The organism is Seonamhaeicola marinus (assembly GCF_008085455.1).
On the sequence record NZ_VSDQ01000729.1, the window covers coordinates 261845 to 275442 of the forward strand.

Genomic DNA, 13598 nt, shown 5'->3' on the forward strand with positions numbered 1-13598 from the left:
CTTAATTTAAAACTTCTTCTCTGACATCAATTTTACCAGTAACTACATCACTAATTAATGTTGTTTTGTATTCTTTTAAAAAGTTAATTTCTCGTTTGCTTGTATGTAAGATTTCATCAATTTTAGATTCTCTTTGTTCAATATGTTTCACTATTAAATTTTGCTCATCAACAGAAGGTATAGGTATTGTACATCCTTGTAAAGTACCCAAATAAACTCCAGGTTGAGCTGAAAACCCTGCATTTAACCACAGATAGGATTGAAAAATGCTACTTTTCATAAAATAGTATAGAAAAAGATGATTGCATTTTCCTTCCTTAGACCTTATGGTAGCTAGACTTCTTTGGGTAACAAAATTTTCTGGTAAATTTTTAACTACTGCAACCTTGCCTAGAGTTGCACCCACAATCGCTAATTGAATATCATTTTCCTTTATCTTAAATCTTGAAGCAATTTTTAAATATTCTTCTTCTGAAATTTTACTATCATCCTCCCTAAAAACAAATTTGCCATTTACAATATTTCTAACACTCAATAATCGACAACCCTCTTCAACTCTTGTGTGTGTACCATGAGTTCCATCAAGAATGAATTCTGTTGCAAATTTCATTTTTATTGGATTCCAATTTTCAGGGATTTTACCCAACCAATCAATGCCAGAGTCTTTCATTGGTGAATCTGGATTTAAACCTTTTGTTACTGCTTGGTTGATTATAGCAGTTCGCTCTTCTTCTAATAGTTGAATAAGCTTTTCTTTTTTAGCAATTAACTCATCTATTTGGGTTGTTTTGTGGTCAAGGTAATTTGCTATTTTGGTTTGTTCTTCTTGTGTTGGATTAAGAATTTTGGAATTTCTGAAAAAATTGCCGTCAACATGAGGTATTCCCATCCCATTGCAGTTGTCTTTTAAGAGACTTTCAAAGTTTTTGAAATAATACCAAGCAAAATTCGGTTCTATGTTGAATGGTCTAATTATTGCCATAGTTGAGGATAATACTCCTTCTTTTGATTTTAAAAATTCCCCTGCATTAGAACCATCCCATAATAATAATATCTGTCCCTCCTTTGTTTCAACTATTTTATTCTCCGATTTGTCAACATAAAATACTTGTTTAGGGTTTCCTCTCAATACTTCCATAGACATATAGATTTTGGAAAACTCATGAGGTTCATCCAATATAACTTCAGGTTTTTTACCTTTTTGTATTGAGAAAGAATATTTAATTGGACTCATTTTCCAGTCTTCGGGAATCTCACCTAACCATTCAATGCCAGAGTCTTTATATGTTTGGTAACGCTTCATTAATAATATTTAGAAAATTCTTTAGCCATTTTTTCAGCCTTTTCAAGTAGCCAATTAAAATAGGTTTCCCATTCGTCTTCATTATTTAGATTAGCATGTTTTCCAATGGTAATTCTTGAAGCTAATTTGCCTTCCAATTCTTGCCATTCTAGAGAAAAGCCTAAACTTTCTTCTATAGCTTCTTTATTTAGTAAGAATTTTTCAAAAAGTTCAGGAGATTTTGATATATAAATGCTAGAGGCAATTGCGTTATCTCTGGTACTTACCGTTAGTGCAATGTGAGCTTCGGAAGTTCCAAAACTGATGTTGTACCAATGCTGTGCTCTGGCTTTTCTACCGATTCTTAAACTAGTATTATTGGCTTTGGCATAATCCTTAAATTGCTTCCAAAAATCCAATTGACTTAGTTTTGTGTCCGTCAACTCTTTGGTTGAAGTTGCACTTTCTTGTAAAGCTTTTGCCCAGTCATTAGGCTCAACTATAATATGAAATTTAGGAGCAAAAGGAGAATCGCCAATTTGCCACAACTCCATTCGAATTAAGAAGAAACTTAAATCTACGGAAGTATTATTGTTAAGCCACTCCATTGCTTTTTGATGCTCTTCTCTTACTTCTTTAACTATCCAAATAATAATACTGGCATTATAGCCAGAGGCGTAAGTAATGATTTGACCTAGATGTTTATGGTCTGTATATTCTAATTGGTTTTCTATAATGACTTTACGTTCTGAATCCTCATCAGTAGCCACTAAATCTACATTGTATCGTCCTATAGCTTCCTCTGGTCTTACATTGATTAACGAAACGCCTATTTCATCACTTAACAATTGAATATTCTCTTCTTGAGCCAACCATTGTGTAAAGTCGAGGGCTTCATGTGCCCAATACTCTCTTAAATTAACTTTGTTTAGCTTACCTAACTTTTTGTTCATTAGCTTATAACTTCTTTAATTAAACCATCGGTTTGCTCTTCTAACGCCAAAATATCAGCCCTAATCTCTTCTAAAGACCTCAATGGTTTGTACTCATAAAAGTATTTTGTAAAGTTGATTTCATAGCCAACCTTGGTTTTCTTTTCATCCACCCAAGCATCAGGTACATGAGGTAGAACCTCTCTTTTCATATAACTTGTAATGTCTTCTTTTAGAGGGATGTTTTCAGTATCTCTTAAACTGCTATCTGGTTTTGGGTTTCCACTACGGTCAGTAATCACTTTACCTTGTTCCTTAAGAGGTCTTTCAACCGTAACTTTAGAGTAACCAAAATCTTCATTATCAAAAATCTTGCAGTACTTACTCTCTTTAAAACTACCATAAAGCTCCGTTATGTCCTTGATGTGGTCATCACTGAGTTCATTGCGTTTATCGCCTAATGACTTGCTCATTTTCTTATAGAAATCTATAGCATTAATGAGTTGTATTTTACCTTTACGTTCAGAAGGTTTGTGATTACTAATCATCCATATATAAGTGCTTATTCCAGTATTATAAAATAGTTGATTGGGGAGGGCTATTATGGCTTCTAGCAAGTCATTTTCTATTATCCATTGACGAATAGAGCTTTCATTCTTTTTACTGCTAGGCGAACCAGAGAATAATGGAGAGCCATTAAAAACGATAGCCAAACGTGAACCACCCTTCTTAGGGTCTTGCATTTTACTGATGAGGTTCATCAAAAACAGAAATGAACCGTCACTAACAGAAGGTAATCCTGCTCCATAACGACCGCCATGACCAAGTTCGTTATGCTCATCTTTTACTTCCTTTTCAACCTTTTTCCATTTAACACCAAAAGGAGGATTTGTAATTAAGTAGTCAAACTTATGATTTATAAACTGGTCACCTTTTAATTTAGTGTCTGTAATGCGTTTTAAACTGTTTGCATGTTTTATATTAGAAGGGTTTTGACCTTTAATAAGCATATCAGATTTACAAATTGCATAAGATTCGGGGTTTAACTCTTGACCAAACACTTCTAAACGAGCATCTGGATTTAATTCCGCCAAATACTCTTCGGCTACAGATAGCATACCTCCAGTTCCAGCACAACAGTCAAAAATGGTCTTCACAATACCTTTTTGAGTAAGAATCTCTCTGTCGTTCATAAACAAGAGATTAACCATTAAACGAATTACCTCTCTAGGTGTGAAGTGTTCCCCTGCGGTTTCGTTAGAGATTTCAGCAAACTTTCGTATAAGCTCCTCAAACATATAACCCATTTCCATACTGGAAATTCTATTTGGATGTAAATCGACTTCTTGGAATCGCTTTAACACCATGAATATTAGATTAGAATCATCTAACTTGGTAATCTGATTGTCGAATTCGAATTGCTCAATGATTTCTCTGGCATCCTCAGAAAAACCATTAATGTAATTTCTCAAATTGGAAGCAATATTGTTTGGGTCAGCAATAAGCTTGTTAAAGTCGAATGGACTTTTGTTATGGAAATTATAACCAGCTTCTTTATTAAGGATTGGGTCAAGATTTTGAATATTCATGGTCTTAACTTGACTATATTTTTTAAGCACTTTAGCTTTAGTGTTTTCCAGTACGCAATCTAAACGCCTTAAAACAGTTAATGGCAAAATAACTTTACCATAATCGCTTTGCTTATAATCACCTCTTAAAAGGTCTGCTATAGACCATATAAAATTTGCTGACTCTTTAATGTTTGTCATATATTATCTAGTTAATTAAGGGAGAGAGAGAATTAGGGATAAATATAATTAAAGTTAGTTTCAAGACTAAATATTTCAGTAAGAAATTCCCTAAATTGTTTTAAGTTTATAAAGTTTTAACGCTATTAAAATCACCTTTTAGCATTGGCAATCTGTCAAATCAGCCAAAAGAGCTTGGTCAATTGATTAGTTAAACTTAAACGGTGTTACTATTTTAGAACATAAATAGTACATTTACCAAACAAAAGAATTAATAAAAAGTATAAGAATAGAAAATTAGATTCAACATATAAGATTGCATTAGCTGTTATTCATTGAACAAGAAAACTGGTAATTTTTAAAACCCAAGAATAATAGACCTAATGCCTGTGTCTTGGCACGGGCTTGGTTTATTTGGGTTTAGGTATACCAGTACCTCTTGTTCAGTAAGCTATAGTTCCGTGCTTTTCTTTTTAAAAAAATAATAAAATCACTTTCGGAACTGGTGAAATAATAAAACCTCAAGATGAAACTATTTAACCTAATTATCTTAGCTTCCATAACAATTTCAATCAATGCTCAGAACAAGAAAACCAAACAAGAAATTATAGCTCAAATAGAAGAGTTATCAAACTGGTCTGAAGTTGTATTTGGCAATGAAATGAAGTACAAATTAGACATGAAATATAACCCAACAACCAAGAGAATAAACATTGTAAACTTTGCTGATTGGGGAACTCGATTCAACAAAACAGAAATCTCATTTTACTTGTCCGATATTGACAAATCTTCTTTTAGCTACAATTCGAGCAAAATAGACAAAGAACTTTATTCAACATTTGTTACTATTTCTACTAATAACAAGTCAGTTGAATGGAAAAAAACAGAATGGAAAAAGGGTAAGAAGCATCTTGCAATTACCGAAGAATGGTATAATGATAAAATTAACGTTGCTGCAAATTCTAACCTATTGTCAAAATATTTATCACTCAGATATATCTATTTATGGTATGAGCTTACTGAATGCACGCAAAAAAAACAACTTAAGTAACCAATGGACATGACGAGAACGGAAAAAAAAGAAGAGATTTTACATAAGTTAAGCAGTTTACAACTAGACTTGGAAGAATACTTAACTATCTGGAAAAAAACAGGAGGTGGAACAACTGGACATGCCATTGGAAGCGTAATCTCATCAATCAAAGAAAAAGCAGATTTCTTTAAAAGTAATTGTTAAGCACATTGATTTTTTTTCGGAAAATTGGGGAGATTAGGGTCTATATATAAACTACCCCTTACCAAGTCAAAAAGAAAACCCATTTTAAAAGAAGCACCCCCCTTCCAGCAAAAAGATTCTATCTCAAAACTTTTGAACTTTTTTATATTCACTATCACTAATCGAGGCAAAAGGGTACGTCTATAAGGTGTTTATTAAGCTATAGTAATTTGTACATAATAATTGCTAAAAGAGCATCTATGATTCACCCCAACCTCACTATTCAAAAGCATTACCAAAGTTTCCATCAATTGTCACTTCTTTTGCCACAATAATAATCCTGAATGGAAATGACCGTACAAAAACCGTACAAAAACAAAAAAGCTTCACAATTTTCTTTGCAGAAAAAAGGAAAGCTTTCCATTGGTTTAACTACTTAAACCGCCCCATTTTACTGGGAACAACACAACGTCTTTAAACAAAAAAAGCTCTAAATCTATAGAGCCTCTTTTTGAATCTTGCGGTCTGGACGGGACTCGAACCCGCGACCCCCTGCGTGACAGGCAGATATTCTAACCAACTGAACTACCAGACCGTTGCATGATTGCGGATGCAAATATACAAGGCTTTTTCAATATCGCAAATCTTTTTTAGCCTTTTTTTAAAAAAAATAATTCTAAGAACTTTTTTAACTATAAATACCTCTAGACTCCTATTTTTAAAGGTTTAGACAAACTTTTGGCGTTCAACCATATAAGTTGTTAAGATATGATTAAAGCTATCATTTATATCTGCCTCAACGTATTTTATTTTATACTGAGCACATTTTAATTTTAATGCTGTAAAATAGGCCTCTACTTTTTTACTGTAGTTTTCTTTTACTGTATCTGCATACAAATTTATGAACTCCCCAGTTTCAACATCTACAAATCGCTTAGGTGTATTATCAAAATTAAAGGTGAATTCTTTTTCTTTATCAAACACATGAAATAATATTACTTCATGCTTGTTATACTTTAAGTGCCTTAAGGCCTCAAATAGCTTTACATCATCTTCGGCGGTTTGAAACATATCCGTAAACAAAAAAATCATAGAGCGTCTATGTATTTTTTCTGCTATTTCGTGCAAATACGTATAGGTTTCGGTTTGTTTATTTAGGGGTTTAGAGATAACCGTTTCACTTAATTGATTTAACAACATTTGATGGTGGCGTTCACTACCCTTCTCGTGTGCATAAAAATCATAAGCATCACTATAAACACTTAAACCAACTGCATCTCTTTGCTTCTTAAGCATTTCCATTAAAGCTGCTGCTGCCAAGGCTGAAAAGGCTATTTTATTCAGCTTATCAATAGAAAAACCAGACAACTCCGGATAATGCATAGAACTACTGTTATCTACAATTATATGACAACGTAAATTAGTTTCGTCATCATAACGTTTTGTATAGAGTTTATCTGTTTTGGCATACAATTTCCAATCTATATGACGGGTACTTTCGCCTCTATTATAGATTTTGTGTTCGGCAAACTCAGAAGAAAATCCATGAAACGGACTTTTATGCATACCAGCAATAAAACCTTCAACCACTTGTTTGGCAAGTAGTCCAATGTTTTTAAACCCTTCAGCTTTATTTAGTTCTTGGCGTAAATCCATCCCTTCTATAGCTCCCCAATAGGGAGACTAGCATCTTATTTTAGAATATCATCTACGATACCGTATTGTACAGACTCTTCAGCTCCCATCCAATGATCACGATTAAAGTCTTTCATTACTTTATCGAAATCTTGTCCGCAATTATCAGCTAAAATTTTCGCACTTAATTCTTTAGTTAATAAAATTTCTTTTGCTGTAATTTCTATATCACTTGCTTGCCCACGAGCACCACCACTTGGTTGGTGAATCATAACTCTAGCATGCGGTTGAATAAAACGTTTTCCTTTAGCACCTACAGATAAGATAATAGACCCCATAGACGCTGCAAAACCAGTACAAATGGTAGACACATCGCTTTTTAAAGACTTAATGCAATCGTAAATTGCAAAGCCAGAAGTAACATATCCTCCAGGACTATTAATGTATAAGTGAATATCTGCAGTTTCTAGCGCGTCTAAGTACAATAAGCGATCAATGACGTGCTTAGCAGAATCATCATCTACTTGCCCCCATAAAAACACTTTACGTTCTTCAATTAGTTTTGTATCTATAGCATCTTGAACTTTACCTTTTTTGCTCATTTTATTTAATATTTATCTCGTTTAAAACTCATCTAAAATAAAAAAAGGTTTGCCATTACAGCAAACCTTCTCCATTTTCTTTTTCTAAATATTTTATAGTAAAGCGTCAATTGCTTCTGTGTAAGAGTTTTTTGGAGCAACTCCTACTTTTCTATCTATAACCTCACCGTCTTTAAATACTAAGACTGTTGGGATATTTCTAACTCCGTACTTAGCAGCAAACTCTTGGTTGGCATCTACATCTACTTTCCCAACAACCGCTTTACCTTCATAATCACCACTTATTTCTTCAATAATTGGTCCTACCATTCTACAAGGTCCACACCATGCTGCCCAAAAATCTACTAAAACTGGCTTATCGCTTTTTAATACCGTTTCTTCAAACGTTGCATCTGTAATTTCTAATGCCATAATATATTTACTTTAAATTATTCTTAATTATTTAATTACAAAATTAGTCAAAAAAAACTCCGAAGCTTACAAACTAACAATTTGTTTTGCTTATAGCGTTATTATTTAGTCTTATTTCACTTTTAAACAGCTGTTTATGAGACGCCTTAAGTTTTAAAACAACTCATAAGCTGTGCTTTACGCTTTACCAATATTGTGGATTTAATTATTAACGTTGACCTATTTTTTTATTTCTATACACTCAAATAAGCAACCAAATTGTTGCGTATTAAAAATTTTATTGTAATTTAGCAACCATAAAGTTGCATTTTAATCAAAAAACGAACAATTATGAACGATGTTATCACCAAAGAGCACGTATTTAATCATACCATAGACAAAGTATGGAGTGCCATAACAAAAGCCGATGAAATATCTACTTGGTTTTTAGCTGCAGATTTTAAAGCAGAAAAAGGATATCAATACACTTTTAAATCTAAAGATGACCACTGTGAACCTATCTTGGGAGAGGTATTAGAAGCTACTCCGTATACCTTAGTTTATACTTGGGTTGTAGAAGGTACAGAGGCTATCACTAAAGTCACCTGGAATCTAGAGCCCTTTAAAGATGGGACTAGACTAAATTTAGAACACTCTGGTATAGCAAACTATAAGGGCGAAACCGCTGTAACCATGTTTGAAAACTTTAATGGTGGTTGGGACAATTGTTTTAATTTATTATCAAACTATTTACAAGAATTAGTCCATGCAGGATAAAATAACCAAATTGTTTAAAGCCATTGCAGACCCAACAAGGCGTGATATTTTTCACGCCTTAGTTATAGCAACCTCTGCCCTATCCATTACCCAAATTTCTAACCAGTTTGAAATGACCCGACAAGGTGTAACTAAACATATTAAAACTTTGGAAGATGCTGGCTTAGTCCATATACAAACCCAAGGAAGGGAGCGATTTTGTAATGCCAATGCAGAACCGCTTAAGGAAGTTAATACATGGCTAAAATTCTACTCGCAATTCTGGGATACTAAAATTAGTGCTCTTGAAAATTACTTAGACACAAAAAACACATAATGGAACTCTTAAAAGATTATACGCTAGATTTAGAATTGAATACAACCCCAGAACATATTTTTAGGGCGTTGAACGAAGGCATGCAAAATTGGTGGGGTAATTTAAGCAACTTCCATTTTAAAGCAGGAGGAGAATTCACCATTACTTTTGATAATGGCTACTGGTGGACATTCAGAATTATGGAATACACTCCAAACTCCGAACTTATTTGGAAATGTATAGATGGAGAACCTGAATTTAATAAAGAATGGATTGGGCACGTACTGCATTGGACCATTACAAAAAATGGCTCAAGCGCAACTCTAAACTTCCAACAAGTTGGTCTTACCTCCAAGCTACATTGCTACGACACTTGTGCATCTACTTGGAATATGTTTTTAAAGGAAAAACTGAAAGCTTACTTGATATAAGTCATAAACGAATTTCAAAAAAAATTGCTCTAATTTTTTTTAGTTAGGATTCCTTACTATATTTGCAGAAGTAATAACTAAAAAACACATATTATGAGTAAATCAATTTTTTATCACGCGGGTTGTCCAGTATGCGTAAGCGCAGAACATGACTTAATCAATTTAATTGGAAATGACAATGTACAAATTGTACATATAGGTGAAGAAACGTCTAAGATTGCGGAAGCAGAAAATGCAGGAGTAAAATCTGTACCTGCTTTAGTTACACCTAATGGTAATGTGCTTCATATTAATTTTGGAGCGTCTATAGAAGATGTGAAGGGTTAATTTTAACCCAAATAATTAGGATTCCTAATAAAATAAACTATGAGAACAATAACATATATCTCCCTATTAACAATTCTAATAACTTGGAGTTGTAGTACTCAAAATGATTCAAAAAACGATGATTTTTCAATTGTATCTGTAAACGTAAAACATAACCCAGAATTAAGCGTAACTGTTTGGAATATAGAAGTAGCAGGAAAAGCAGGAGCTTCTACTCCAAAACCCATTGGTCAACTAGATGGAGCTTCTGTATTTGGCTATGTTTTTCCAACTACCATTAAACCCGAAAATGTAGGTTTTAATGCCACCGAAGGTATTGTTGCTTTGGCTTTAACTTCGCATCCAGATTTTGATGACACCCCGCTTTGGGATGAAAATGCAGATGCTAACTATAATAATGACGGTGTTATTTGGCATCCTCATTGGGTAATTCTTGTTGAAGATGATAGAGTAAGTGGCGGATTTTCAATAAAACAGTTTGAAGCAGGTGATACTTCTGTAATACTTCCGCCAACAAACCCAGGAATGCCAATGTACATGGATTCTCCAGGTTATCCGGTTACTACAAGAAACGGTCTAATAAGTGTTGTGGTACCAGACTACCGTATAAAAAATGAAACAAGTTTTAATTTTGATGCCGTAGCCGCATACATGAAGGTAAACACAAGTAAACCTAATCTGCCAATGCTTGGTGTATATGAAGTTCATAGTATAGCAAGCGGTGATTTATCCTTACCCTATACAGTAAACTAAAGACTATGAAAATTTCAGTTTGGGACACCTATGTGAAACGCCATGACAACACCATCATGCATTTTGATATTTTGGTTGAAACCACTATCAATCAACCAGAAGTTGTTCTAAAATATGGCAAAGCGTATTTAAGTACTAAGTCCTTTAAGACCTTAGAGCTTTCTACCAATAAATGCAAATTTTGCCATATTGAAGAGGCAACAAAAAGTGTCATTAAAGACATAAATCAAAAAGGTTATTCTATAATAGAAATAGAAAATTGCAATTAATTTAATTAGGATTGCTAACTTTGTCCCGCTAACGCGGGACTTTTTGTGTTATGAGTAAAAGTATATTTAATCCAGAAAACCAAAACAACAATTTATCGGCTAAAATAATAGCAGGTCTTGAACGTATTTCTGAGGCGTTTAAAGTACTGCTTTGGGAAAAGGCCAAAACTTTGGGTTTAAGTCCTATTCAAATTCAAATTCTGATTTTTATTGCTTACCATAAACTTGACCAATGCAATGTGAGTCACCTTGCTAAAGAATTTAATGTGACCAAACCTACTATAAGTGATGCTGTTAGGGTTCTAATAAAAAAAGAGTTAATAGAAAAAGTGATTTCTTCTTCAGATAGCAGAAGTTACGCCATTCAGCTATCTCCAACAGGCAAAAATATGGTTATGGATACCGAGAACTTTGCGGAACCTTTGGAGCATCAACTTCATCAAATAGATAACAAATTACTTGAAGATACATTCGCCGTTTTAAGTCAGTTAATTCATAAACTAAACCGAACAGGTCTATTGTCAGTGCAACGTACGTGTTTTTCATGTAAATTTTACAGTAACAAAGGCAACAGCTCCTATTGTAATCTACTTGAAAGCCCATTATCCAATGCCGATATTCGTTTAGATTGTCCGGAGTTTCAAGGGGTCTAAATACAAAAAGAGCCATCCTAGGGCAAGATGACTCTTTTATATTTGAGGCTTAATTAATTGTTACATCTTTCTCTTTTTTCTTAGCGTTATTTCCTCTGTTGTTCCATCTGGTAAGGTCTTGGTAGCAACATTATCACATGTTCCATCTCCGAAATCAATTGTAGTTATTTCTCCATTTCTATTGTATTCCTTAACACCAGATGCAATATATCTACATTCTGCAGGTTTAACTAAAGGCGTTGTTATTGTAACGCTAAATGTATTTCCTTCAGCATTTGTGTAAGTACAAGATCCAGTAATTGTCTTCTCATCATCAAACCATAAATACGTGTCTCCTCCAGCGGTAATTTCTACCGTTCTGTTTCCAACTTTTGTAACAGTTCCATTTTCAGTTTCAACAGTGATATCAACCGTTCCAGTCATTTCTGGGTTACCATTGTTATTCTCTTCAGTAAAGGTATATTGTTTGGTTCCATTTACTACTCTACCATTAATTGTTACGTCTGTAAATGTTACAGTTTTTGTTCTAGAGGCATCACTAATCTCTCTAACCTTTGTGATAGTTCCAGAAATAACATTTCCATCTTTATCCTCGCACTCTCCGTTAAAAACAATAGTTGTAGTAACTGTTGTTTCGGTTACCTCAACGGTAATATCTGCGCATTCTTTAAAGAATCCTGAGTGTCCATGTTTATCTGGACCTTTTGCTGTTACGCTAGAATAGTTTTTTGAAGTTGAAATTCCATAAGCACTTTCGGTGTAAAGGGCAATATTATCAAGTACCTCTTCAGTTTCTTCTACGCTCACCTCGGCGTCTACTGATAATGCTTCTGTACTATTATTGTCTGAAGTTCCTTCGGTTTCACAAGCAACTACAAATAAGGCCAATAAAAATGTTAAGCTAAAAATCTTTTTCATGGTAAAATGTATTTATTAATTTAATTGTTCATTTATATAACAGGATAGTTTTAATTATTCCTACCTTGAGGAATTAAAAAACATTCAATTTGATTGACTCTACTCATTTTTAGTAAATTGGTCATAGAACATTTTTATTCACTTTAATCTAATGAACGCTGAAGGCTATATTGAAATTGGTTTCTTTTCTGGTATAATTTTAATGGCTTTTTTTCATGGCATTTTATTAGCTTCTATTTTCTTATTTCATAAACGATTAAACGCAAAATCCAATAGGTTTTTAGCGCTTTCTATATTGGGTATTTGTGTAATTCTTGGCTATGAATTTGTCTTTTGGTTAAGTTTAGAAGATTATGTTTCTATCTGGATACAATATCTTCCTATTTATATCCGGACAGTAATTCCTGTTGGCATTTTTTATTTTGTTGTATTTCTTATTCAACCAAAACATAAACTGTCCAAATTTGAGAAATTAGGATTTGTTTTTATTGGAATAGAAATACTATTACATATCATTTATACTCTAGTAAGCTTATTCACTGAAAACCTTGTGATAGAAGAAATTACAGAAACCTATACCATAATGATATCATGGTTTTTAAGTATTGTGTGCGGTTTAATTTTTTTACCAATGGCTTTAAAAAGAGTAAACACGTATCAAAGGTATTTATACAACAACTATTCAACTACTCATAAAAAAAGTTTAGGTTGGTTAAAGACCTTTTTAATTTTACTATTAATCATAGTTTGTATAACAACAGTGAGTTTTATTCAATATTGGTTAGGACATGATGATGAAGGTGATACTACCTTTAGCATTATTACTTTGGCTTTTGTAATATTACTATTCTGGATAAGTTACTTCCTTATTATATATTACAACTGGTTTGAAATTGTTCCTATAGAACATTCTGATGCTGATAAAGCATCCAACCAAAATAAGCTCTCTGCAAATACATCTCATTATTATGGTAAATTATTAACGTTAATGTCTGAGGAAAAAATTTACGAAGATGTTAATCTAACGCTAGATAAAATTTCTGAAAAACTACAGATAAGTAGTGGATATGTTTCGCAGATTATTAAAGAAAACGAACAAAAGAACTTTTTTGAGTTTATCAATTTTTATAGAATTGAAGCTGTAAAGAAAAAGCTGTTAGAAGATGACTACAGCAATTACACTATTATGGGTGTTGCTTTAGAAAGCGGGTTTAACTCTAAGTCTACATTTAATGCGGTATTTAAAAAGTTTACTAACGAAACCCCATCGGCTTTTAAACGTAGACATGCCTAAGTTGAATACTAAGTACAGGTTTCCTAAATACGTCCGACTTTCCATAGTTTGATGTTTCTCGCACTTCTAAAACCAC

General features: G+C 33.2%; 17 protein-coding genes and 1 tRNA gene. 10 read left to right on the top strand and 8 right to left on the bottom strand.

What is annotated here, in order from left to right; genetic code table 11:
• Position 1: 1 nt before the first annotated feature.
• Genes FUA24_RS22110 through FUA24_RS22120 form a run of 3 tightly spaced genes read right to left on the bottom strand, consistent with a single transcriptional unit; the run spans position 2 to position 3983 of the window.
• On the bottom strand, positions 2-1303 hold the full coding sequence (locus FUA24_RS22110) for a restriction endonuclease subunit S (RefSeq protein ID WP_148545268.1): 1302 nt from the start codon (positions 1301-1303) through the stop codon (positions 2-4).
• Positions 1303-2235 carry a DUF4268 domain-containing protein gene (locus FUA24_RS22115; RefSeq protein WP_148545270.1) on the bottom strand — a complete coding sequence of 311 codons (933 nt, stop codon included), beginning with the start codon at positions 2233-2235 and terminating at the stop codon, positions 1303-1305. The genes FUA24_RS22110 and FUA24_RS22115 overlap by 1 nt, the downstream gene beginning before the upstream one ends.
• Positions 2235-3983: a type I restriction-modification system subunit M gene (locus FUA24_RS22120; RefSeq protein WP_148545271.1), complete on the bottom strand. Its 1749-nt coding sequence runs from the start codon at positions 3981-3983 to the stop codon at positions 2235-2237. Before FUA24_RS22120 ends, FUA24_RS22115 begins: the two co-directional genes overlap by 1 nt.
• 505 nt (positions 3984-4488) lie before the next feature.
• Here FUA24_RS22120 and FUA24_RS22125 point away from each other — a divergent pair.
• Together FUA24_RS22125 and FUA24_RS25290 are read left to right on the top strand one after the other, a co-directional pair.
• Positions 4489-5013 (top strand): hypothetical protein, encoded by a 525-nt coding sequence (locus FUA24_RS22125; protein ID WP_148545273.1) that lies wholly within the window; start codon positions 4489-4491, stop codon positions 5011-5013.
• Positions 5014-5022: 9 nt separating this feature from the next.
• Positions 5023-5199, top strand: coding sequence for a hypothetical protein (locus tag FUA24_RS25290; RefSeq protein WP_187388364.1), 177 nt, complete (start codon positions 5023-5025; stop codon positions 5197-5199).
• 500 nt (positions 5200-5699) lie between these two features.
• On the opposite strand, the gene FUA24_RS22130 is transcribed toward FUA24_RS25290, so the two are convergent.
• The 4 genes from FUA24_RS22130 to trxA all read right to left on the bottom strand — a co-directional run bounded on the left by FUA24_RS22130 (position 5700) and on the right by trxA (position 7826).
• Positions 5700-5773: transfer RNA gene (locus FUA24_RS22130), tRNA-Asp, on the bottom strand.
• Between the two features lie 131 nt (positions 5774-5904).
• Positions 5905-6834: a DUF58 domain-containing protein gene (locus FUA24_RS22135; RefSeq protein WP_148545275.1), complete on the bottom strand. Its 930-nt coding sequence runs from the start codon at positions 6832-6834 to the stop codon at positions 5905-5907.
• Between the two features lie 35 nt (positions 6835-6869).
• Positions 6870-7415 (bottom strand): ClpP family protease, encoded by a 546-nt coding sequence (locus FUA24_RS22140; RefSeq protein WP_148545277.1) that lies wholly within the window; start codon positions 7413-7415, stop codon positions 6870-6872.
• 93 nt (positions 7416-7508) lie between these two features.
• Positions 7509-7826: a thioredoxin gene (trxA, locus tag FUA24_RS22145; RefSeq protein WP_148545279.1), complete on the bottom strand. Its 318-nt coding sequence runs from the start codon at positions 7824-7826 to the stop codon at positions 7509-7511.
• Between the two features lie 330 nt (positions 7827-8156).
• Here trxA and FUA24_RS22150 point away from each other — a divergent pair, with 330 nt between their 5' ends.
• The 7 genes from FUA24_RS22150 (at position 8157) to FUA24_RS22180 (ending at position 11310) form a co-directional block, all read left to right on the top strand.
• Positions 8157-8582 carry an SRPBCC family protein gene (locus FUA24_RS22150; protein ID WP_148545281.1) on the top strand — a complete coding sequence of 142 codons (426 nt, stop codon included), beginning with the start codon at positions 8157-8159 and terminating at the stop codon, positions 8580-8582.
• Positions 8572-8898 (top strand): ArsR/SmtB family transcription factor, encoded by a 327-nt coding sequence (locus FUA24_RS22155; RefSeq protein ID WP_148545283.1) that lies wholly within the window; start codon positions 8572-8574, stop codon positions 8896-8898. Before FUA24_RS22150 ends, FUA24_RS22155 begins: the two co-directional genes overlap by 11 nt.
• Positions 8898-9308 (top strand): SRPBCC family protein, encoded by a 411-nt coding sequence (locus FUA24_RS22160; RefSeq protein ID WP_148545285.1) that lies wholly within the window; start codon positions 8898-8900, stop codon positions 9306-9308. The genes FUA24_RS22155 and FUA24_RS22160 overlap by 1 nt, the downstream gene beginning before the upstream one ends.
• 93 nt (positions 9309-9401) lie before the next feature.
• Positions 9402-9635, top strand: coding sequence for a thioredoxin family protein (locus FUA24_RS22165; RefSeq protein WP_148545287.1), 234 nt, complete (start codon positions 9402-9404; stop codon positions 9633-9635).
• 39 nt (positions 9636-9674) lie between these two features.
• Positions 9675-10388: a hypothetical protein gene (locus FUA24_RS22170; protein ID WP_148545288.1), complete on the top strand. Its 714-nt coding sequence runs from the start codon at positions 9675-9677 to the stop codon at positions 10386-10388.
• 5 nt (positions 10389-10393) lie between these two features.
• Positions 10394-10657: a DUF2024 family protein gene (locus tag FUA24_RS22175; RefSeq protein ID WP_148545290.1), complete on the top strand. Its 264-nt coding sequence runs from the start codon at positions 10394-10396 to the stop codon at positions 10655-10657.
• 50 nt (positions 10658-10707) lie between these two features.
• Positions 10708-11310 (top strand): MarR family winged helix-turn-helix transcriptional regulator, encoded by a 603-nt coding sequence (locus FUA24_RS22180; RefSeq protein ID WP_148545291.1) that lies wholly within the window; start codon positions 10708-10710, stop codon positions 11308-11310.
• A gap of 60 nt (positions 11311-11370) precedes the next feature.
• Here FUA24_RS22180 and FUA24_RS22185 read toward each other — a convergent pair whose 3' ends face one another.
• Positions 11371-12228 carry a hypothetical protein gene (locus FUA24_RS22185; protein WP_148545293.1) on the bottom strand — a complete coding sequence of 286 codons (858 nt, stop codon included), beginning with the start codon at positions 12226-12228 and terminating at the stop codon, positions 11371-11373.
• A 151-nt stretch (positions 12229-12379) separates the two neighbouring features.
• Here FUA24_RS22185 and FUA24_RS22190 point away from each other — a divergent pair, with 151 nt between their 5' ends.
• Complete coding sequence (locus tag FUA24_RS22190; RefSeq protein WP_148545295.1) at positions 12380-13522, top strand: helix-turn-helix domain-containing protein; 1143 nt, start codon at positions 12380-12382, stop codon at positions 13520-13522.
• Positions 13523-13598 lie beyond the last annotated feature (76 nt).